Below are 21,417 nucleotides of genomic sequence, written 5' to 3' on the forward strand. Positions count from 1 at the left end.
ATCAACCGCTCTAACGGACACGCTGGCGCATCGGATTTCCTTTTTTAAGCTTCATGCTGGTTTGCTTCAAATTGTTCTCGCCTCCAGCCTCCCCTTTGCTTGGAGTAACAGCGAAAAAGGACAACAGTCCGCCAGCTGCCCCTACGGCTGCCATAGTGCCAAATAAGACCCAATGCCCCCGGTTCATTAGAAGGGACACGACCGGCGGGCCCAGCGCAACCCCGATAAACCTCATGCTGCTGTATAAGGAAGTGATTGTTCCACGGTTCTCTTTGTCTATTCCCTCCGTAATCAGCGCATCCATGCAGGGCAGAACCACACCAATCCCAACTCCGCTTAAACTTAAGAAGCCTACCATGAAATATATATTCTGGCTAAAGCCTGTGATCAGCATGGCTGTAGTAAGCACCGCCATACCTCCGAAACCGATCCATTTCATTAACAGCTTATTTTTGCCGATGATTTTGCCGCTTCCGTAGGAGGCCAGACACAGAAGTGCAAGGGGGATGGCCAGTACAAACCCCTTGGAGGCCCCATGCAGGTTATACTCCGACTCCAGCGTCTCCGATAAATAGAATAGCACGCCGAAGGTTGCGAACATACAGATTCCGCCTATCGCAAATATGGCATACAGCCAGCGGCCCCTTTCATGCAGGATTTCTTTGATGCCGGTTAAGAATTGCCCAATGCTTTTCTTTTCGGCCTTCTCCTCCGACTTGGGTTTCTTCACCAGAAATACAACAAGCGCAAAGGAAATCATACACAGGACTGGAATCGCGATGAAGGGTGCATACCATAGCAATGTCCCGAGATAAGCACCAAGGATTGGACTTAATACTTTACCGAAGGTGTTGGAGGTCTCAATGATTCCCAATCCTTTACTAACCTCTTTCTCATCTTTGAACAGATCGCCTACAAAGGGAAGGACGATCGGAAAGGCTCCTGCGGCTCCAACCCCCTGGACTAAACGCCCTCCGAGGATGACCCAGTAAGCAGTGACTCCGGTTAAGAACCAGGCAGCGGCAACACAAATAGCTCCGCCTATGGCTGCAAGGAAAAGACTGGGTAAGATAACGATTTTTCGCCCATAGCGATCCGATAAGTAACCGGCAACCGGAATCATCAAGATCGCAATCAGGCCATACACCGTGATGATCATACTGACCTGAAAAGCAGTGATACCAAGCTTTTTGGAGATCTGCGGCAGAATAGGCAACAGCATGGAATTGCCAAGTGTCATGATTAACGGAATGGAAGCAAGTGCAATTAATGCTCCTTTTGAACCTTTCATGGCGAACCACCTTCTTTGTAATCACATCCTGCTTATTGTGGTTCCTACGGCATTATTTAATACACCTAAGTTTAAAGCACACTCCACATATATAGAAGGCCCGCGAGCTTTCGCGGGCCTTCTTGGTGGCTGTCCTTTATCCATCTTTACCGTTTATTATTAAATCTTGTTTTTGCGCAGCCTGATCCCTGTGATCTGGAACTCAGGACCGCCCTGCAGAGAATGGGATTCACGGGTACCGCCTTTTTTGCCGCGAAAGTGTTGAACCATCCAGTCACTCAGCGCAATCAGTGAAACAATCAGCAGACTGATGTAGAAGCCCGGGCGGCTGAGCGTATGAAACAGTGTCCCTGCTACAGCAGCCGCAATCAGCACCAGGCCTGTCCAGCGTTTCACACCGCTGAGAAAACTGGGCTTAAGCAGCCGGCCGGCTGAGAGCAAGATAAAGGACCAGTTATACAGGATCATGAGGCCCGCAGCCGTGGTAATGTATTCATATACTTTTCCCGGCAGCCACAATGACATCATGATAGCGCCTATCAGACCGGCAGCAATCAGACATAGGGCATAGAACGGATATTTATCCTTCCATTTCTTCGAGAATAACTTCGGTGCATCGCCTTCCTGCGCAAGAGTGATCATCATCGAGGTAATGGCATACAGCGAGGCTGTCATCGTAGAGAATCCGGCAATGATCAGCACCCCGTTAAACAAATGCGGCACAAAGGCCAGATGATCACTGCGGAGTGCGAGAACAAAAGGACTTTCTTTCGGGTTGAAGGCGCTTAACGGCACCATGATCACCGCAAGTCCAATCGACAGGACATACACCCCAGCCAGACCGAGCAGCATGACCTTCCCCGCTTTTGGAGCCTCCTCAGGCTTCTTGAGCCTGTAGGACATAATCCCCAGCACCTCAATGCCGCCGTAAGCATAAAAAGCAAAAATAAAGGCAGACCAAAGTCCGATGCCCCCTGACGGAAACAATGCCTTATACCCAAGGGGTACCTTCGGTGTGAACTTCCCGCCGCCGATCCAGCCTGCCAGAAGCGCAGCAGCAATCACAAGAAACATTAGAATCGCCGCCACTTTGATGACAGCCAGTATATTTTCAACCCGGTCAAATCCCTTATTCCCAAAAAACACAATCAACAGGCTCACTGCGGCAAACCCGGCAGCAAAAACCCACATCGGTACGGCCGGAAACCAAAAACGCGAAAAGATGGATAACGCTGTGAGTTGGCTTCCCATAATCAGCAGCTCCGAGAACCAATATACCCAGCCGCTTCCGAACCCTGCCCAGCCGCCGAAGGCTTTCTTGGCATAGGACCGGAAGGAGCCCTGCTCCGGATGTTCCGCCGTCATCCTTGCCAGCGCATCAAATACAACGTAGGTTCCGCCAGCCGCTAAAATGTAGGCCAGCAGCACAGCAGGACCGCCAATGGAGATGGCCAGTCCCGAGCCCAAAAAGTATCCGGTTCCTATAGTCCCTGCTATGCCCAATAAACTAAGCTGCCACCATTTAAGCTTCTTGTCTTCTCCGGTTTTACTGGAAGTTTGCTTCATGAATTCTGTCCTCATCCTGATTAGAATTTGAGAGTTCTCATCTCTACAATTCCCCTCGGGCGGATAAATTAGTACTCTCTTTTATTCCCCTTCTTCACATACTCCCATTCGACCTCAATATTTTTCCGGACTCTCTGCAGAAGCTGATACAATAGTTCTGATTCTTGTCCGGAGAATCCGGCTAAGGCTACCCTGTCCGTATGATCCCCTTCTCTCTTCAGAAAAGAGTAAGCCTGTTCACCCTTTTCAGTTGTAAACAGCCTGTTTATTTTTTTGTTTGATTCATCATCCTTCTTCTCAATGAAGCCTTGGACTTCAAGCTTCTGCACTGCACGTGCGGCAGTTGTCCGGTCTACCTTGATCATTTCGGACAGCTTCTCCTGAATAATTCCCGGGTTCTCATAGATACGGATGAGATATAAATACTGCCCCTTAGTAAGATTTAATTCCTTGAATTCTATATTACTTATAGAATCCAGTGCCCTCGCAATCATTCCAACCTCACGAAGTATCTCTTTCACTTCATCACCTGTCCGTCCAATAATGTTGTATTTACAACAATAATGAATCTATATATACTAATGAATATCGTTATTTCATTATGGCGTTTTTGGCACAAAAAACAAATGCAGAATGAATCGTCATCTTACATTCAGGAGTGAATAACATGGAGATTAGAATCGATAATTTGACTGGAACTGAAATCATAGCATTGATCAGCGAGCATTTACAGAGCATGTTTGAGCAATCCCCGCCGGAAAGTGTACATGCACTGGATTTGGACAAATTACGGACACCGGAAATCACCTTCTGGAGTGTCTGGGAACACAGCGAATTGTTAGGTTGCGGGGCGCTTAAAGACCTTGGGGACCATCATGGTGAAATCAAATCCATGCGGACTTCTGCCAGGCACCTCAGAAAGGGTGTCGCCTCTGCAATGCTTGCCCACATCCTTAAGGAAGCTAGAGCGCAGGGCTATGCGCGGCTGAGTCTGGAAACCGGATCGACGGAAGGCTTCGAGGCGGCCCGGAAATTATACGAGCGATTCGGATTTGAGACCTGCAGCCCGTTTGCGGATTACATTGAAGATCCTTACAGTGTGTTTATGACCAAGACATTGTGAGACAACAAATTGAAGTCAGATAGACGATGGAGCCCGTGAGAACGCTGCGCGAACGGACCGTTGTTGTATTCAATGGGACAGTGGTGCCGAAATTGACAGATTCGCGTTGGCCTCGATCTTGGTGCCGTCCACAAAGTAATGCTCCAGGGAAACGTATTTTTCGTCAGCCAGAAACTGAAGCACGGCGGTAAATACGCTTTCAAGGACGTCCTTCATCCGCTGAGAACGAAAGCGGCTAAGCGTGCGGAAATCCGGGCGTTGTCGTCCCGCCAGCCACATGAAGGGAATGTGTTCACGGAGCGTCCTCACCGAGCTCAAGTGTCTATCCAACTCCAAAAGAAGGGGGTGTCCCAGCCATTTCATGGCTTATGGGACACCCCCTTTTAACGCTGCAATTGGTTCATTCCGTTATTTGGATTCAGTTGATAAACAAAGTGTTATCAAAGAAATAATAAAGGTTTCCCTTATCATCATAGAATAGGTTGGTCGCACCAGCTAAATCAATGGATTTGACCTTTTGGAAGGTGGTAAGATCACTATAGGTAAATATTATGACAGTTAGTATGAACGAATACTGCTGCTTAAACTCGCAAAAAAAGCGGCCGCCCCTTGCTCAGCAAGGATGCAGCCGCCATATTAATTAAAGCAGAAACGATACCTATCATTAAACAGGACGTCCCTTATTCCTTACCCATCGTACTGATATCAATGACAAACCGGTAACGGACATCAGAAGCGAGTACTCGTTCCCAGGCTTCATCAATCTGGTCGGCAGAGATAACCTCGATCTCAGAGGCAATGTTATGTTCAGCGCAGAAATCAAGCATCTCCTGCGTCTCACGGATTCCGCCAATCATCGATCCGGCAAATGAACGGCGGTGGCCGATCAGCGAGAATGCATTAACAGCCAGCGGATCAGCAGGCGCACCGACATTGACTAAGGTACCATCCAGCGCCAGGAGAGATAGATAAGCATCGATATTAATCTGCGCGCTTACCGTATTTATGATCAGGTCGAACGAACCGGCAAGCCGCTTGAATGTCTCCGCATCGCTAGTCGCATAATAATGATCCGCCCCTAGTTGCAAACCGTCTTCCTTCTTCTTCAGTGACTGTGACAGAACCGTAACCTCAGCCCCCATGGCATGAGCGATCTTCACAGCCATGTGTCCAAGTCCGCCAAGACCCACTACAGCTACATTTTTGCCTGGAGCGGCTCCCCAATGACGAAGCGGTGAATATGTTGTGATTCCGGCACATAACAGCGGGGCAGCGGCGTCTAGTGGAATAGCATCTGGAATCCGGACCACGAAGTCTTCGGTCACCACAATATGGGTGGAATACCCGCCCTGTGTATAGTGACCATACCGGTCGGTAGCTCCATAGGTACCCGTATTTCCATGCAGGCAATATTGCTCCTCGCCTTTATGGCAACTACTGCACTCTCCACAGGAGTCAACCATACAACCTACTCCCACCCGGTCACCAACGGAATACTTTGTAACTCCGGAACCGACCTGGCTGACAATCCCGGCAATCTCATGGCCCGGAACGAGCGGATACTTGACTGGACCCCACTCCCCGCGGGCGGTATGAATGTCCGAGTGGCAGATCCCGGCGAATTTAATTTCAATCAGAACATCCTGCGGCTGAAGCTCCCGGCGCTCAATGGTCGTTAGCTTGAACGGGCCTTCCTGGCTGAATGTAGCGCGTGCATTAACTTGTATCATGGTGTAACCTCTCTTCTTGTTCATAGTAGAATCCATAAGCCCAACTTTACAAACCATATGATATTACTTAAAGTTAACTCTAAGTCAAGCACAAAATATAATTGAGACTGGAGATTCGTGATGAAGACATACTCTATAACTGAGGCTGCAGAACATTTTAATATGACACCCCATACTCTGCGTTACTATGACAAGGAAGGTCTGATGCCCTTTATCGAAAGGACCTCCAGCGGAAGACGTGTATTCAAGGAAGCGGATATGGAAGCTCTAAAAATAATTGAATGTTTGAAATCATCAGGGATGCCGATTAAGGAAATCAAACATTTCATTGAGTGGTGCTCTGAGGGAGATTCCACCCTGCAGCAGAGATATGACATGTTCCTGGAGCGGAAAGCCTCCGTAGAAGCACAGATGGAGGAGCTGAAGAAAACGATGGAAGTCATCGATTATAAATGCTCTTATTATAAGACTGCCTTAGACAGCGGTACGGAAGATATTCATAAATCCAAGAAGGTGACAAGCTTTTAACGGGAGGATGTGAATCGGGAAAAGCAGGATTTGGTGGTTCACCCCGCCGGGCGGCGGTTATCGTTACATAGAACGACTTTTATTGACGCATTCTAACACAGACGCTGCATACAAAAAGGAGATGGACAGATGAAGGACAATAAGGAGGCTCCGCTTGACGGACGCAGCCCGGGCGTTCACCCTATACCTGAAGCCGATTCTAGCCTGAACGATGAAAAAGGGACCGCCGGCAAGCTGGACGAAATTGTGGGTGCTCTGATGGGTGATGATCCGGAGGTGTCGGCTCCCGGTATTGCACCGGATCACAAGGAGAAGCGGGAACCCAAGGGCTGAGTATACGACAAAAGGGTAGCCGGGCTTGCAATATTTTGCAGAGTCCGGGCTACCCTTGTTTAAGGTTAACTCAGCGAAATGAAACTTCCTTTTGTGATTTTCTGCACTTGCACTATTTTAAAATACCGTACGTTATATTGGGAAATATGAAAACAGCCTTGCAGCAGGAAGTCGGCGTTGAACCGCCCGCTTTTCTTGATGGAGAGTCCGCTTTCCAGCAAAGTTTTTTTCATCCGGAATACAGTCGTATGTAAATTCTGCTCTGCCTTATGGGGATCATGCTCCGGCCATAAGCTCTCATAAATGACCCATTTGGACACATTCGTATCATCCCTGTGAATGAGCAGAAAAGCCAGCAGCTCCTCCGCCTTAGCGGTCGGAAAGTCTACAGGCCCGGTTCCACTTGAATGGTGAACATGAAAATGTCCGAAACATTCTATATGCGGAGTGGAGCAGCGAATTCCAGCCCGTTCATTCCGGGCATATCAATATCCAGAAAGACTGCATCAGGTCTTAAACAGGTGAAGTCATGTAATTGGTCTGTATATTTGGTAAACGCCCCAACCACTTCGACATCGTCAGGGCACTCCAGGATTTGTACAAGCCGCTGGACCGCCAGCCGTTCATCGTCAACAATTGCAACTCTCATGAATGATCCTTCCCTCTTCTAAAAGCTTACGCTAATGCTGAATTTCGAAATGAAACCGAACGCTTGTCCATTCTCCTTCTTCACTGGATACCTGTAATGCTTCTCCATAGAAATGCTTCAGTCTTCGCTGAATATTCACGAGTCCAACTCCCCGTCTTTCGGAAGAAGCACTCTCGCTCGTCCATAAGGCTTGGAGCCCCGTCTCACTGATACCGCCCCCGTTATCCCACACTTCCACATAAACCGTATCCTTGTCCAGGGAAATGGAGATTCTGACCGTTCCTCCCTCCATTTTCTTCGTTACCCCATGCCGGATAGCGTTCTCAACCAAGGGCTGTATTGTCAGCGGCAAAATCTTTCTCTTCAGCACCAGCGGGTCCACATCATATACAACCGTAAGCCTCTCCTCAAACCGGGCTTCCTCGATCTGCACGTAAGCATCGACCAGCTGTAATTCGTCCTCAATCCGGACAAAGCTGTCAGGCTTCGGGTCAAAGCTTCTTCTTAAGTAATAGCTTAAATGCATAATCAGCTTCTCCGCACGCGCGCCGTCTGTCCGGCATAAGGCAATAATCGAGTTCAACGAGTTGAACAAGAAATGCGGTTTGATCTGCGACTGGAGAAAATCCACCTCTGCCTTCAAGGCGTCTTCCACTGACTTCTTAAGCTTCAGGAGCGTTTCCGTTCTGGCCCTGACCTCTGCAGCATCAAACGGCTTGATGATATAATCATTCGCCCCTGCCTTGAAGCCGGCAGCAATATCGCTATTGCCGTAACGCGCCGTCAGCAATACAATAGGCAGCTCAAATAGGGTATATTGCTCGCGGATCTCTGTGCAGACTTCAACCCCCGACATCTTAGGCATCATTACATCGAGCAGAACCAGGTCGATATCAGAGCGTTTCTTCAACATTTCCAAGGCCTCCAGCCCGTTGGTCGCCCAGATGACCTGATAAGGCTCATTGGCAAAAACCCGGGACAGGACCTGAAGATTGGATGGTTCATCGTCAACGGCCAGCAGCGTGAAGGTGCTCTTGTCCCTGCCTGGTAATTCCGCCATGCCCCATGCTTCGCTTATGGAGACAGATTCCTTGGCTGCTTCGTAATCCGGGAGTGAATTCCGGACTGCTTCGGCAACCGGAAGTGTAAAAGCGATGCCCGTCCCCTGCTCCGGCTCTGACCATTCTACCTTAATGGTTCCATCCATCAAATGCAGCAGCTTCCTGCAGATAAACAACCCCAGTCCTGTTCCCCCGTACTCCTCGGGAGAATGTGCTTGCTCAAAGGGCTGGAATATATCCTCCCAGTCAGATAAGCTCATCCCCACTCCGGTATCCTCCACCACAACTTTGACCTGACCCTCTATCACCTGGGCATGAATCGTAATCATACCCTCATGAGTAAATTTCACCGCATTGCCGACCAGATTGTGGAGGATTTGCCTGAGCCGGTTCTCATCCGCATAGACGAGGGGCAGATGCTCCGGTACGGCATTAACAAATCTGATTTTTTTACCTGTGATCAAACCCTGGAATAAATCGAACACGAGGGAGACGGACACACGGACATCCACACCGGTTAGTTGAACCTTTAGCTCGTTGCGTTTGATTTTCTCCAGATCCAGAATGTCATGAACCAGTCCCGAGAGCCTTCTGGAGGTATCTCTGATCAGGGACAGATTCTGGATATGACTTGCGCTGAGTTCTCCTGCTTCTGCTCCGGCTCCTGTCTCCAGCATGGATTGGGATAAATTAATAATTCCGTGAAGCGGAGTCTGGAATTCGTGAGAGGTATGCAGCAGGAACTCGTCTTTCTGCTTATCCGCCTGCTGTAGCATTACAGCCATTCCTTCTATCGTCTTATACGCTTCCGAATACCGGTAAGACAGGAGGAAGGAGGCCAGAAAACAAAAAATCAGTATAGAGCAGTATCCTAGGGTGTAACTGGGCGTCAGGCTGCTCAGATACAACCCGTAATCGAACAGCCCTATTACATATCCGGCTAAGGCCAATATAAAGAGGAGCAGTGTCCGTTTGCTGAATTCTCCATACCTGCCCTTCAGGTATGAATGAAGCATCAATCCCAGAATGATGATATAGATGAATAGCTGCAGATAGCTGAATGCCGCATTGAAACGCGAATACCATTGAAACGGCGTGAGCAGCACAAAGCCGATATACAATGCCGTCACACCGACAACACTATTAATTAACCACTCAGGAATCATGCTTTTACACATAGTCTTAATAAACATGACCATCGTGATCAGAGAGAGATACAGCGATACAGCTTGAATCTTATAATAAATCTCATGCGGCAGATTCACATACTCAACCAGAATCCGGTCACCGTTGCTGGCAAAAGACCAGGCGATAATGATGCAGCTGAGTCCGAAATAAAGAAGTCCTCTTTCCTCTCTCCGTATAATAAACACACTAAGCTGATAGCACCCGAGCATAAGGAGCGATACAATCAGAATTAAATTAAGAATGGTTGTATGGGTATTCAGCTTAAGAATTCCCCCGGCGCTCCCGAAATAAAGGCTATAAGGAATCCCGCCCTGCGAATTCTCATAATTCGCTGCATGGATGATGATCTCCGCCGTATCTCCCTGTACCGTAAAAAAAGCATTAAACGGTTTATTCTCATACGTATACAGGCTTTCGGATTCCGCGGGCTTACCGCTGCCGCCCACCCTGTTCCCGTTCACATAGATCTCGCTGGCCATGCGGATGTTAGATATTCTAAGCCCATACATCGTTGCCGAAGGCTCAAGCTTAATCTTTAGACGGTAGGTAACGGCTCCTTGGCTGTTTACGTCCCCGTTTTCATTCGCATGCTTCCAAAAACCGGGTACCTGCATATATCCAGGGGAAACAGAAGGTGCTCCCCCCGGCCTGAGCAGCTGATCCCAATAAAATTCCCACTGTCCATCCAGCGAAACCACCTGTTCTCCCTGAAAATCCCATGCACTCAAATCTAGAACACCATGCCGGGCGGGAGCGGGGTTCTGGGCTTTATGATCAGAGGCCTTCACTAGGCCGAATAATATAGCAAAACATCCGAGGCCCACTATAATCAGGCCCATCAGCATTTTTCTCATCTTGAGGATCTACTCCGTTTCTCAGCCCTATCTTTATTCATTTCAATGCAGGTTTAGTTCCATCATATCATCTGTACCATTTAGAGGCATGTCCTTTTCTTGCGCATGATCTATGACGATTCTCCTAAGTCCAAATTATTATTGCTTACCTACTGGTATGGGATTATGTATGATGTCACTCTCCCACTTGATATCAACATCTTAAAGAAAACAGTTGAAAGACATGACATTTAACATAGTTTGAGCATGTTTACAGTCACATCCGGGAAAGACTTAACTGTGTTACGATATATCTTATTCCTCAAGAGGAGTCTTATATTGTCAACAACTTGCGAAAGAGGTGTGTAATTGAAACTTCCAACAATCCAATTCGGACATATTAAGTCGAGAGTTCCTGTTATTCAAGGTGGAATGGGCGTGGGCATATCCTTAAGTGGATTAGCCGCCGCTGTAGCCAATGCAGGCGGGATCGGCACCATCTCTGGTACAGGGATCACTACTGAAGAGCTGAGAATGCATATTCGCCAAACAAGAGAACTCTCTAAAGGGATTGGCTATATCGGTGTGAATGTACTCTTCGCAGTGAAGGACTTTGCCGAAAAAATGAAGGTTGCTTTGGAGGAAAAGGTTGACTTCATTATTTCCGGAGCGGGAATTTCCAGAGATATTTATGCTTGGGGTAGAGAATATGATACTCCTGTGGTAACTATTGTTTCATCTGCCAAATTAGCCCGAATCTCCGAAAGACTTGGTGCCTCCGCAGTCGTTGTGGAAGGGTTCGAAGCCGGGGGACATTTAGGTACAGACAGATCCATGTTTGATATCCTTCCTGAAGTCTTAGAGGCCGTTTCGATTCCGGTTATTGCTGCGGGTGGAATTCTGACAGGGAACGATATCGCAAAAGCCCTTCGGCTTGGCGCAGCTGGTGTTCAAATGGGTACCCGTTTTGTGGCTAGCCATGAATGTGATGCTCCCTTAGCCTTCAAGCAAAAGTATGTAGATGCTCAGCAAGGAGATACCGTCCTGATCAAATCTACTGTGGGTCTAGAAGGCAGAGCGATTCGGAATGATTTTACGGACCGGATCAGTAATGATGCCAGATTAAAGATAGTCAAATGCTATGATTGTCTAAAGGTTTGTTCACATCGCTTCTGTACAATGGAATCCTTGCTCACTTCCCTTAGAGGAGATGTTAAGAACGGATTGGTTTTTGCCGGGTCCAGAGTTCATGAGATTAAAGAGATTTTGTCCGTACAGCAGATTATCGACAATTTAATGAATGAGTATCAAGGGGCATTGAACAAAGCAATTTAAGGTTGCTGCTCTTAGGTACACAAGCACAATTAACCACTTAGGCTTGGGATTTCCGAGAGTAAGTGGTTATTTATTTCGCTTTGTGTTCTATAAAATAATAAAAGCAACTCATCCGTAGACAAGTTGCTTAGTAAAGTTATAAAAGCAATAAGGCCAGCTACCACAGTTACCCCTACTATCAGGATTGGTGAATAGTCATTGAGTGCCAGGAATAAGACAACCACGAACAGCAATTCTCCTTTGAATATCATAATTAACAAGCAAAAAAAATCCCATTTCAAATATTGTATTGTCTGAGCTTTAGATCATCTGCTCACCGCTTTTCTCTATCCGCGACACATAACTCCTCGATATCCCCAGATCCTTCGCAATCTACCGTTGCGTCCGCTCTTCCCCCGCATGTATCCAAACCAAACTGCCCTACCACGACTCCCTTCTCTCTCGTCCAGAATATAGAGATTTCGGTAGATCTTGCTCTTCTCAATCTTCAGATCCACTTCCTTTATCACATCGTCTGCCTCTGAGCCGAGAGTATTAATCAACGTACTCTCGTTCCCTTCCTTGTCTGTCCCAATAGGATCATGCAGAGACAAGTCCTTCCGGGTTTTTTACAGCGAACGGAGGTGCATCGGTATCCAGAACCATACATATCACATAATGTTAGTTAATGTATCTGATAGTTACCATATATATCACAAATTTTAATAAATATAGTGTTTATTCTATATCAAAACTCTGAAAATATATTAAATTTTTAATATTTATTGACTGATAGGAATAACGGTGTTATATTTCCTAACAAATATTAATAAATATACATACAGGAAGAGGAGATTACTGAAATGAATAAGCTAAAACGTCTAAGTAAAACTAAAAGAAATCATTCTGGTTCCCCCCGCTCCGAATATTCACCAGCAAAAAATAATTGGAGTAAAAAGCAATTTATAGCTACGTCCATTGCGTTATCTGTTATCGCTTCGAGTGTCATTCCGTTTCAGACCGCTGATGCTTTAACCCGGGTTACTTCAGCAAGCGGCACAGTATGGGAGATTCATGATGTCTTTGCGCCTAGCTTAGACACAGGAAGCTTACGTACCGTTGGGACTACACAAGTACAAGGCTTCGGTAATATCTTTGTTAAAGTGTCATCGCCTTCTGCTTCCCTGATGAATGGACAAATGATGCGCGGGTTTGACCTGAAATACGATGGTGTTAATAGATTCACTTCAACTCAATCTGTAAATCTAGGAAATGTAACAGTCACTCGTGATGTGTATATTGATACAATAAATAATAGAACGAGATTCTTTGATACATTTACTAATAAGAATGATATGGCAGTAAAGGTTGATGTATCTTTCGGCGGCTCTTTAGGGTATGGAACAGCGGCAAATGCTTCAGTAGTCAAGGCAACTTACTCCGATGATCTGGAGGTGACTGCAGACGATTCATGGATTGTTGTCGACAGCAGTGCCAAAAACAATAAACCCCTAGGCGTTGCAGTCGGATCTCCATATCCATTTGAGAATGGATTAACCGGACTAGGCAATCAGCAGCAGAATCCATTTACCACACCATTAGCCAGGTCCGGAAATGAGGCGAATTTCTACGGTTTCATTAACACCTTAAATATCGAGCCAGGTCAGTCAAAATCCCTGGTACATTTTGTACAAGTCGGTGAAGCTGGCGAAGAAGGGCTGAACAATCTGGTTACTATTCTGGATGGACTCAATCGTCAGCTGGATGTATCTGGATTAACCAATGCACAAATCCGTACAATCAGTAACTGGGATATCTCTGCTATAGAGGGGCTTGATACTGGAGATAGCCTGGTTATTCCAGATGCTCCTGCTGCCAAAACATTCTTAACTTCATCCCCCTATGATGTCACGAATAAATCAATTGCAGAAATGCAGCAGGATATGACGAACGGTAAAACGACTTCTGTACAAATTGCTCAAGCATATTTAGATAGAATCAAGGCGTACGATGAGGGTCAATTAGGATTCCATGCCTTCCTGCATGTATCTGAAACTGCGCTAGCCCAAGCCAAAGCTGCTGACGATGCCCGTGCACAAGGCGCTCAAGGTGATTTGCTGGGTATTCCAATTGCGATAAAAGATATTTATGATACCAAGGATATGCCTACTACAGGCGGCAGTAAGGCGCTTGAAGGCTGGAAGCCTGATTCTGATGCATTCCAGGTCGCTAAGCTAAGAGAAGCTGGAGCTGTAATTATTGGTAAGACAAATACTTCGGAGTTTGCTAATAGCGGAAGCTTTAGTGAAAGCGGCTGGATGCAAACATGGAATGCGCTATATCCATCCAAAACATCCTTTGGCTCAAGCGGCGGATCGGCAGTATCGGTTGCAGCTGATTTCGCAGCGGCAGCTATGGGATCGCAGACCGGGGTATCTCTCTATGCACCTACAACAGGCGCCAGTCTAAAAAGCTTCCGTGGTACAGACGGCATGGCGAGTACGACAGGTGTGCTCCCGCTCACTTGGGGACAGGATTATGCGGGACCCATTGCCAAAACCGTAACGGACCTGGCTATTATGCTGAATGCTACAACGGGTACGGACCCGCAGGATATTTTCACCGTAACTGCTGATGCAGATCATAAACGTCCGGAGAACTGGAAGGAGTCGCTGGATGCCGGCGCATTGAAAGGAAAGAAAATCGGATACATCCCCGAATCCTTTGTCTCCAGCTACGCAGATGATGATACCGGAGTGGCAGTAAAGAATAAGTTCTCTGAGCTGCAAGCTGCGGGAGCGGAAATGGTTGAAATGTCAAAAATGCCAGCAGCCCCTACCCGTCCTCAAGGCATTAACGGATCTACGGAAGGCTGGGCGCGCTATATCGAGCTTCATAAGGCCTTCCCTTACGCGGATGGAGCAAGTGTACTCGCTTCAGATAAGGTGCTTATCTATAATCAGAGATCATATACTGCGCCTACGCGGATGACGGAACAGGCTGTACAAGATTACATCAAGTATAGAACTGACTATAAGGAAGTTATCAAAGGCTGGATGGATGAGAATGGCGTTGATGCTATTGTTTATGCAGGTTTCATTAGTGACGTATATAACAATGATGCATCAGCCTCTCAATTAAGTTCGGACCGCAACACAGGGGTATTAACGTCTAACGTGGGTCTCCCTACGGTAGTGGTTCCTGTAGGAACGAACGACAGCGGATATTCTATCTCTATCCAGCTTGTTGGCAGAGCATGGGACGATGCAAAAGTATTAGGTATGGGCTATGCTCTTGAGCAACAAAGTCAAGCCAGACTGCTTACCGCATTTGCTCCAGCACTTAAATACGTTTCAAACCCTACTAATCCTGATCCAGTAGATAATGAACCAAGTAATCCAGGTCCTGGAGGAGGTACCGTAACTCCCCCGGTAACAGCAACGCCCACACCAACACCGGCTCCTACAGCACCTGCAGAAACAGCAACACCAACCCCTAAGCCGGAAGTGGTCAGTTTTACAGATACAACGAATCATTGGGCAAAAGCAAGCATTGACGCGCTTATTGCTAAGGGACTACTAACAGGTTATTCCGATGGAACCTTCCGTCCAAATTCAGGGTTAACCCGTGCTGAAGCCATCAAGGTCATTGCAACGTACATGGGACTTGAAGGGCAAGCAAGTAGCTTTACAGATGTATCTGGGGCTCACTGGGCGAATAAGTTCATTGGTGCAGCGGCCGGATCAGGCTTGATGAACGGATACAGCGATGGAAGCTTCCGTCCGGACAAGAAGATTAGCCGTGGTGAATTAGCAGCACTAATCACTAGAGCCTTTAAGCTGACAGGAACCGGAAATACATCCTTCGCAGATGTTAACAGAAATGTATGGTATTATGCTTCTATTGATGCCCTCGCCTCCAATAAGATTATTACCGGATACGCCGACAGCACCTTTAAGCCTGAAAAAGATATTACCCGAGCAGAGTTTGCAACCATGGTATCCAGATTACTGGAGACTGTGAATTAAAAGAAGCATAGCCCTTTGATCTGTGACCCGCAAGAAAGATACTTTGAAAAAAGTGACCTTCTTGCGGGTCTTTTGTGTTTGAATCAGAAGATTACAAATATTTCTAATTCCGAGCGATACCAATGGAATTACGATAGATCTTGCTCTTCAAAAAATAAACCAATTACGATTTATCCCAAATCGAATTGATTTACTTTTTCTTTTTCTTTTTATATTTAATTTGTGATTTCCGAAGACTTCCGTCCGATTAAGCTTTAAAGCATTTCCTACACACAGTATGCGTTTTCGCTTTTCCATCACCATTTGCATCTGTATAGTAACTTCCAGTTGGGTTTGATCTCAATAAATGTATGCATTTAATAACTCAAGGCTTCAACAGCTTGCGGTAACGTTCTTTCGTATTCCTTATGTAACACATAACGTTGGACGCCTCTCGAAGCGTCTACTGCTTCCCTGGCATACTTGATAGCGGTTTCGCTGTTGCCTGCTTTGAGTTCAATTTCCGCGAGCAGCGCTGATCTCATCCATTGCTTCCTGATTGACTCAAGATGTTCCCGCGCCTGAACGCTCTTCCCGTCCTGGAGCAGCAGAACCGTTTCGTAATATGCCCGGTAATCTGAATAGCGGATATACGGCACGGCTTCCTGAACAGCAGCCATATCCTTGCGGTAAAGTCCATACGCCGCCTTGTACGTCGCCTGTACCGTTACCCGCTTATATTTGCTCATCAGCTGCTCCATAATCGTTCTTGATTCATCCTCAAGTCTGTTCGCAAGAACATAATAAATATAAACGGCAGGCTTGTTTTTCTGGCTGCGTAAAAAGGACTCTATGCGGTCCACACGTTTTTCCAAAATTGCAGGATAATAGAATTGGGTTATAAAAGCAATAAGGCCAGCTACCACAGTTACCCCTACTATCAGGATTGGTGAATAGTCATTGAGTGCCAGGAATAAGACAACCACGAACAGCGCGGAATAAATAAAAATGCTCCAGCCAAGGCGCTTCATTATAATTCTCCTTTGAATATCAAAATTAACAAGCAAAAACCCCATTTCAAATATTGTATCACAATCCATAATATAGTCAGTAGGAATCATCAGATAATTCTGCCGCAAATGCACTTTGTTCTAACTGATAACCACTTGTATTCTTTTACGATTTCTTAAGAAATGATTTCTATAGTTACCGTATAAACATAAATACCTTTCTTAATTTTATATGGATCGTGAATATTTTTGGTCCAGCCGGTATCTCCGCCAAGACCTGCATGTTTATAATCAATATTAAGATAAACAGAATCTGAATTTCCCAGCTCGTCTTCATAGGCGGCGTTGTCATATTGCTCAATACTGTGCCCATGAATATCAAAATGGAAATGTCCCGCTGCCGATACTTTTACTTCTTGTTCTTTGGATGACAAATATAAATACCGGACATCCTCCTTACCACCGCATTCTACCGGTAAGATATAGGGTACGTGCTGCTGTTCTACAGTGCTCTCATATACTCCAACGAATGCGGCAGATTTACGATCCGCGTAGTTTTCCCATGGCCCACGACCATACCATTTCATCTTCTTCCAAGCATCAGAGAACTTAAAGCTTAGCCCAATTCTCGGGAGGGTGTCGACCTTGGCATTGTTCACAACTGTATTTGTGATTTCTATACCTTTGCCGCCGACGGTATAATTGGTTTTTGTTTCAATGCATCCATGATATATACAATGAACTTGAATGATAACAGCAGCGGGTGCTGCAAATACCCGAATATTCTTGATTTCTTTCTCATTGGAATGGAGCCCGAGAGCTTTCCATTCATCTGCATAATTGGACGTTTCGAGATGAATACCTGAATCAATTCCTGTTGGAGGGCGATAGAAGTTATTTGTTCCTCCCGTGAAATAATTCTTGTTATTGTATTTTACAGAAATGAACTCTGCGGTTTCTTTCGAGAAAAGAACCGTTGTATTTTCATTATAGATATGAATTTCGTTTGTCGTTTCATCATACTTCAAGCTATCCTTTTCTATATCTCCGGTATGCACTTTATTCACAGAATCTCTAATCTCTATCTGGCAGGCATAAATACAGGTTCCCTTCTTAGAATAAAAGGTGTCCTCGTCCAAATAAGCATAGAAATTAAGAAAAGCTTCCCCGGAGACTTTAGACGAATCGTATGGCGCTTGAAGCTTATCAACGGATCCGGGTGCTGTGTGATATTTAGGCAAACTACCGCTTTCAATCACATTTCCATCGCAAACCAGCTCCCAAACCATATTCAAATGGCTTAAATCCCGATGCGTGTAATGATTATAAATTCGATAGCCATCATTCCCAGGCATGTAATCCATTTGGATAGGGGATTGTACATTTTTTATTTCATTCGCAGCCGGTTTGAGAGTTAGATCAGGGAAAACAATACCATTCAGGCACATATCAGGTGCAGGATCAGTGACTTCTTCCTGGAATGCCCCGCCATAGACATACTTTTTATTTCTGTCTTTATCCTGCTTAACAAGCGCTTTATCCTGAAAATCCCAAATAAATCCTCCTTGAAACCGCGGGAATTTATGAATGAGATCCCAAAATTCCTTAAAGTTTCCGTTACTGTTACTTTTCGCGTACGCATATTCACACATAATAAAAGGACGTAAATCTTCGCTTTCAGCCATGACATCCAGGATCCAATCTTTCTGAGGATACATAGGCGCCAGAATATCGGAGATGTTTGCCGGAGGATTCAGAGACTCATACTGAACGTACCTTGTTTTGTCATACTCCTTAATCCAGCCGTACATCGCAGCATGATTCGCTCCATAACCGGATTCATTACCCAGAGACCAGAGAATAATGGATGGATGATTTTTATCTCTAAGAACCATCCGTGTAGCCCGTTCCATATACGCATGTGTCCATTCGGGGGATGCGCTTAACTGGCCGCCAAGACCGTGTGTTTCAATATTGGCTTCATCCACCAAGTAAATGCCCAGTTCATCACACAGGTCATACCATTCGATTGCATGGGGATAGTGACTTGTTCTTACCGCATTGATATTCAGCAATTTCATGACCTTGATTTGCTCACGCATATATTCTGTTGTTACGACTCGTCCTGATTCAGGACAAAAGGCGTGAAGATTGGTTCCCCGTATAATGAGACGCTTCCCATTAATTCTCAGGACCCCTTTTCGATCGATCTTCACTTCACGGAAGCCGACATTCGCGCTCTCAATATCAATTACATTTCCAGAACAATCAATCATTTCTAACACCAATTTATAGAGGTAAGGGCTCTCATCGCTCCACAATTGAGGATTTGAAATGCTTTTCGTAACCTTTGCTACATATTTTTCTTGCAGGTAGAAATCACAATCCGCAAACTTTGGCGTTTCAAACTCAGTAACCAATTGCTGATCGCTATCATACAGGGACAACCGCACATGGGCCTCACCATAACCATTCACTTGATTATTAGGTGCAACCGTCACTTTTAATTCGGCATTGTTGTAATTCCCTGAAAAGAGGGTTTCGATCTTATAATCATGAATGCGCATACGTGGTTTTGCATAAATGAGAACATCTCGGTAGATCCCCGAGAGATGCCAGTAATCCTGATCCTCCAGATAGGTCCCGGCTCCAAACCGCATCACCTGAACCGCTATACGGTTTTGTCCCTTTTGAATGTAATCCGTGATATCAAAAGAAGCGTTAAGCTTACTGTCCTGAGAATAACCAACCATTTTGCCGTTTAACCAAAGATAAAAACACGATTCTACACCTCCAAAATCGATAAATATATCCCTTTCGTTAAAATGTTCGTCAACTTCAAACGTTCGGACGTAACAACCGGTAAGGTTACTATCCGGCACATGAGGCGGATTCAAAATGTATTCATTATTCTTGAGTTGAATTTCGTGATGAGAACCCTCCCCTTTTTGAACAAAGGGATACAACATATTGGTGTATACAGGTTTTCCATACCCCGAAAGTTCCCAATGGGAAGGAACCGAAATATTATCCCAATGGGAAACATCATGTTCAGGACTATAGAATTCATCCGTTACTTCATCGGGAGACCCAAACCATTTAAACTTCCACATTCCATTCAGGCTATTTACGTATTTAGACTTTCTCCGGTCTCCGCTTAAAGCCTGTTCAACGGTTTCGTATACTCCGTAGGGCTCATGCATGGGATAACGGTTTTTTTGAGTAACATATTGATTTTCCCAATCTCTGCTTAGCTTCATTGGCTTAAATAACACTCCCATCCATTGTTCTAATTGGTTGATCTTTCAATGTAGATAACCTTATAATATAAGGAAAATACCTTATATTAAATGTTGAGTATGGTATTTCATTTATCCATTTTGGTAGGAGTGTGAATACATGAATTTTGAAGACATTAATGAAAATGATGTAATCTACCGATGTATCGGCAAAGATTTTAATCAAGGTATTTTATCTTGCGGCTTTATGCGGAAAAGATCAGCGGAGCGTTCTCAATATGATTTTAAGATAGGATATTACAGCTGTTTTGTAGTCTTGCAAGGCAGTGGAACGTTTATTTCTACGGACGGTACCGTTACTCCTATGCAAGCAGGTGATCTTGTTCAACGTCTACCTGAACGTTTGCACTCTACTGCAATTGAACCAGATGGGAATTGGATCGAGTTCTATATCAGTGTCGGGTATCCTGTCTATTCATACTTAAAGACACTTGGAATTATTAATTCCGATAAGGAAGTTCAATCGACACAGTATACGAATGATTTTTTCTTTGATTTTGTTTCCTTGCTGAAAGCCTTGAAAAGTGCAACAGATGAAAGTCTTCCCTCCCTGCTAATGAAGTCTCAGGATTTGATTATCAGATTACACAGTAGCATTCATAATGCTCATAGCAATGAAAATGAAAGTAAAATAACAAAAGCCTGCGAGCTGATTAGTGTTTCCAATGATATTCACTTTGATATTCAGGAAGTGGCATCTGCCGTGAATATGGGCTACGAGAACTTCCGGAAATTTTTTAAAGATACTACGGGGATGTCCCCTAAGCGATATCACACTGAACATTTAATGAGACAGGCAAAAATGATGCTGCTATCCGGACTTCCCATCAAACACGTAGCCGTTAGTCTTGGTTACGGGGATATATATTCATTCACCAAACAATTTACGAAGTCAGAAGGGGTATCTCCAGGACGATATATTCGTAAAACAAAACCTATTCAAAATTAAGTTTGAAAGATAAAAAGCAACTCATCCGCGACACATAACTCCGCGAGATTCCCAGATCCTTCGCGATCTCCCGCTGCGTCCGCTCCTCCCCGCCAGTGTCCAGGCCGAAGCGGCCAACGACGACCTCTTTCTCGCGTTCATCCAATATATCAAGATTACGGTAAATCTTGCTTTTCTCTATCTTGAGATCCACCTCTTTAATCACATCATCTGCCTCGGAACTAAGAATATCGATAAGCGTGATCTCATTGCCTTCCTTGTCTGTCCCAATCGGATCGTACAGGGACACGTCCTTGCGAGTTTTTTTGAGTGAACGTAGGTGCATCAGGATTTCGTTTTCAATACAGCGGGCAGCAAAAGTCGCCAGCTTCGTGCCCTTGTTCGGGCGGTAGCTCTCGATGGCCTTGATCAGCCCGATCGTGCCGATGGAGATCAGATCCTCCATGTCTTCGCCGGTGTTGTCGAATTTTTTGAGGTTGTGGACACGATGCGATGTCAAAAAAATAAACCAATCACGATCGTTTCCGATTCTAATT

The 21,417-nt window shown here is 45.4% G+C and carries 15 protein-coding genes and 2 pseudogenes; 6 read left to right on the plus strand and 11 right to left on the minus strand.

The features are described from left to right. Positions 1-10: 10 nt before the first annotated feature. From MKZ24_RS30220 to MKZ24_RS30230, 3 genes are all read right to left on the minus strand, one after another. The gene (locus MKZ24_RS30220; RefSeq protein WP_042233621.1) at positions 11-1,291 is read right to left on the minus strand and encodes an MFS transporter; all 1,281 of its coding nucleotides are present in this window, start codon (positions 1,289-1,291) and stop codon (positions 11-13) included. Positions 1,292-1,450: 159 nt separating this feature from the next. After that, a complete protein-coding gene (locus MKZ24_RS30225) occupies positions 1,451-2,857 on the minus strand; it encodes an amino acid permease (protein ID WP_081956413.1) in 1,407 nt (468 codons plus the stop codon). Between the two features lie 68 nt (positions 2,858-2,925). After that, complete coding sequence (locus tag MKZ24_RS30230; RefSeq protein WP_042233619.1) at positions 2,926-3,378, minus strand: MarR family winged helix-turn-helix transcriptional regulator; 453 nt, start codon at positions 3,376-3,378, stop codon at positions 2,926-2,928. Between the two features lie 146 nt (positions 3,379-3,524). Between MKZ24_RS30230 and MKZ24_RS30235 the strand changes: the two genes are divergently transcribed. Further along, positions 3,525-3,980 carry a GNAT family N-acetyltransferase gene (locus tag MKZ24_RS30235; protein ID WP_042233618.1) on the plus strand — a complete coding sequence of 152 codons (456 nt, stop codon included), beginning with the start codon at positions 3,525-3,527 and terminating at the stop codon, positions 3,978-3,980. A gap of 99 nt (positions 3,981-4,079) precedes the next feature. Here MKZ24_RS30235 and MKZ24_RS30240 read toward each other — a convergent pair. Both MKZ24_RS30240 and MKZ24_RS30245 read right to left on the minus strand, forming a co-directional pair. Continuing rightward, a pseudogene (locus MKZ24_RS30240) lies at positions 4,080-4,286 on the minus strand (transposase); the annotation flags it as partial. A 374-nt stretch (positions 4,287-4,660) separates the two neighbouring features. After that, positions 4,661-5,710 carry an NAD(P)-dependent alcohol dehydrogenase gene (locus MKZ24_RS30245; protein ID WP_042233616.1) on the minus strand — a complete coding sequence of 350 codons (1,050 nt, stop codon included), beginning with the start codon at positions 5,708-5,710 and terminating at the stop codon, positions 4,661-4,663. A gap of 120 nt (positions 5,711-5,830) precedes the next feature. Here MKZ24_RS30245 and MKZ24_RS30250 point away from each other — a divergent pair, with 120 nt between their 5' ends. Beyond that, the gene (locus MKZ24_RS30250) at positions 5,831-6,238 is read left to right on the plus strand and encodes a MerR family transcriptional regulator (protein ID WP_340789494.1); all 408 of its coding nucleotides are present in this window, start codon (positions 5,831-5,833) and stop codon (positions 6,236-6,238) included. Between the two features lie 129 nt (positions 6,239-6,367). Beyond that, a complete protein-coding gene (locus MKZ24_RS30255) occupies positions 6,368-6,571 on the plus strand; it encodes a hypothetical protein (protein ID WP_042233612.1) in 204 nt (67 codons plus the stop codon). A 436-nt stretch (positions 6,572-7,007) separates the two neighbouring features. Here the strand turns inward: MKZ24_RS30255 and MKZ24_RS30260 are convergent, their stop codons facing one another. After that, a complete protein-coding gene (locus MKZ24_RS30260) occupies positions 7,008-7,220 on the minus strand; it encodes a LytR/AlgR family response regulator transcription factor (protein WP_340789497.1) in 213 nt (70 codons plus the stop codon). 31 nt (positions 7,221-7,251) lie between these two features. Further along, complete coding sequence (locus MKZ24_RS30265; RefSeq protein ID WP_340789499.1) at positions 7,252-10,323, minus strand: hybrid sensor histidine kinase/response regulator; 3,072 nt, start codon at positions 10,321-10,323, stop codon at positions 7,252-7,254. Between the two features lie 348 nt (positions 10,324-10,671). Between MKZ24_RS30265 and MKZ24_RS30270 the strand changes: the two genes are divergently transcribed. Then, the gene (locus MKZ24_RS30270) at positions 10,672-11,637 is read left to right on the plus strand and encodes an NAD(P)H-dependent flavin oxidoreductase (protein WP_340789500.1); all 966 of its coding nucleotides are present in this window, start codon (positions 10,672-10,674) and stop codon (positions 11,635-11,637) included. Positions 11,638-12,012: 375 nt separating this feature from the next. Here MKZ24_RS30270 and MKZ24_RS30275 read toward each other — a convergent pair. Continuing rightward, positions 12,013-12,272 (minus strand): annotated as a pseudogene (locus tag MKZ24_RS30275) (RNA polymerase subunit sigma-70); the annotation flags it as partial. Between the two features lie 207 nt (positions 12,273-12,479). Between MKZ24_RS30275 and MKZ24_RS30280 the strand changes: the two are divergent. Further along, the gene (locus tag MKZ24_RS30280) at positions 12,480-15,644 is read left to right on the plus strand and encodes an amidase family protein (protein ID WP_340789502.1); all 3,165 of its coding nucleotides are present in this window, start codon (positions 12,480-12,482) and stop codon (positions 15,642-15,644) included. Positions 15,645-16,000: 356 nt separating this feature from the next. Here MKZ24_RS30280 and MKZ24_RS30285 read toward each other — a convergent pair whose 3' ends face one another. Together MKZ24_RS30285 and MKZ24_RS30290 are read right to left on the minus strand one after the other, a co-directional pair. Next, the gene (locus MKZ24_RS30285) at positions 16,001-16,654 is read right to left on the minus strand and encodes a hypothetical protein (RefSeq protein ID WP_340789504.1); all 654 of its coding nucleotides are present in this window, start codon (positions 16,652-16,654) and stop codon (positions 16,001-16,003) included. Positions 16,655-16,809: 155 nt separating this feature from the next. Beyond that, entirely contained in the window at positions 16,810-19,893 is a 3,084-nt protein-coding gene (locus MKZ24_RS30290) for a glycoside hydrolase family 2 TIM barrel-domain containing protein (RefSeq protein WP_340789506.1), read from the minus strand. Between the two features lie 139 nt (positions 19,894-20,032). Here MKZ24_RS30290 and MKZ24_RS30295 point away from each other — a divergent pair, with 139 nt between their 5' ends. Continuing rightward, positions 20,033-20,881 carry a helix-turn-helix domain-containing protein gene (locus MKZ24_RS30295; protein WP_340789508.1) on the plus strand — a complete coding sequence of 283 codons (849 nt, stop codon included), beginning with the start codon at positions 20,033-20,035 and terminating at the stop codon, positions 20,879-20,881. Here the strand turns inward: MKZ24_RS30295 and sigK are convergent. Further along, entirely contained in the window at positions 20,868-21,416 is a 549-nt protein-coding gene (sigK, locus tag MKZ24_RS30300; protein ID WP_445323730.1) for an RNA polymerase sporulation sigma factor SigK, read from the minus strand. The genes MKZ24_RS30295 and sigK overlap by 14 nt on opposite strands. Position 21,417 lies beyond the last annotated feature (1 nt).

It is taken from the genome of Paenibacillus sp. FSL R7-0297, from assembly GCF_038009025.1.
GTDB lineage: Bacteria > Bacillota > Bacilli > Paenibacillales > Paenibacillaceae > Paenibacillus_AQ.

What these genes read in the sequence shown, in the direction of transcription:
- MKZ24_RS30280 (WP_340789502.1), top strand. Translation starts at nt 12,480, where the DNA reads ATGAATAAGCTAAAACGTCTAAGTAAAACTAAAAGAAATCATTCTGGT.
- MKZ24_RS30220 (WP_042233621.1), bottom strand. Translation starts at nt 1,291, where the DNA reads ATGAAAGGTTCAAAAGGAGCATTAATTGCACTTGCTTCCATTCCGTTA.
- MKZ24_RS30295 (WP_340789508.1), top strand. Translation starts at nt 20,033, where the DNA reads ATGAATTTTGAAGACATTAATGAAAATGATGTAATCTACCGATGTATC.
- MKZ24_RS30255 (WP_042233612.1), top strand. Translation starts at nt 6,368, where the DNA reads ATGAAGGACAATAAGGAGGCTCCGCTTGACGGACGCAGCCCGGGCGTT.
- MKZ24_RS30250 (WP_340789494.1), top strand. Translation starts at nt 5,831, where the DNA reads ATGAAGACATACTCTATAACTGAGGCTGCAGAACATTTTAATATGACA.
- MKZ24_RS30265 (WP_340789499.1), bottom strand. Translation starts at nt 10,323, where the DNA reads ATGAGAAAAATGCTGATGGGCCTGATTATAGTGGGCCTCGGATGTTTT.
- MKZ24_RS30225 (WP_081956413.1), bottom strand. Translation starts at nt 2,857, where the DNA reads ATGAAGCAAACTTCCAGTAAAACCGGAGAAGACAAGAAGCTTAAATGG.
- MKZ24_RS30245 (WP_042233616.1), bottom strand. Translation starts at nt 5,710, where the DNA reads ATGATACAAGTTAATGCACGCGCTACATTCAGCCAGGAAGGCCCGTTC.
- MKZ24_RS30290 (WP_340789506.1), bottom strand. Translation starts at nt 19,893, where the DNA reads ATGAAGCTAAGCAGAGATTGGGAAAATCAATATGTTACTCAAAAAAAC.
- MKZ24_RS30260 (WP_340789497.1), bottom strand. Translation starts at nt 7,220, where the DNA reads ATGAGAGTTGCAATTGTTGACGATGAACGGCTGGCGGTCCAGCGGCTT.
- MKZ24_RS30285 (WP_340789504.1), bottom strand. Translation starts at nt 16,654, where the DNA reads ATGAAGCGCCTTGGCTGGAGCATTTTTATTTATTCCGCGCTGTTCGTG.
- MKZ24_RS30235 (WP_042233618.1), top strand. Translation starts at nt 3,525, where the DNA reads ATGGAGATTAGAATCGATAATTTGACTGGAACTGAAATCATAGCATTG.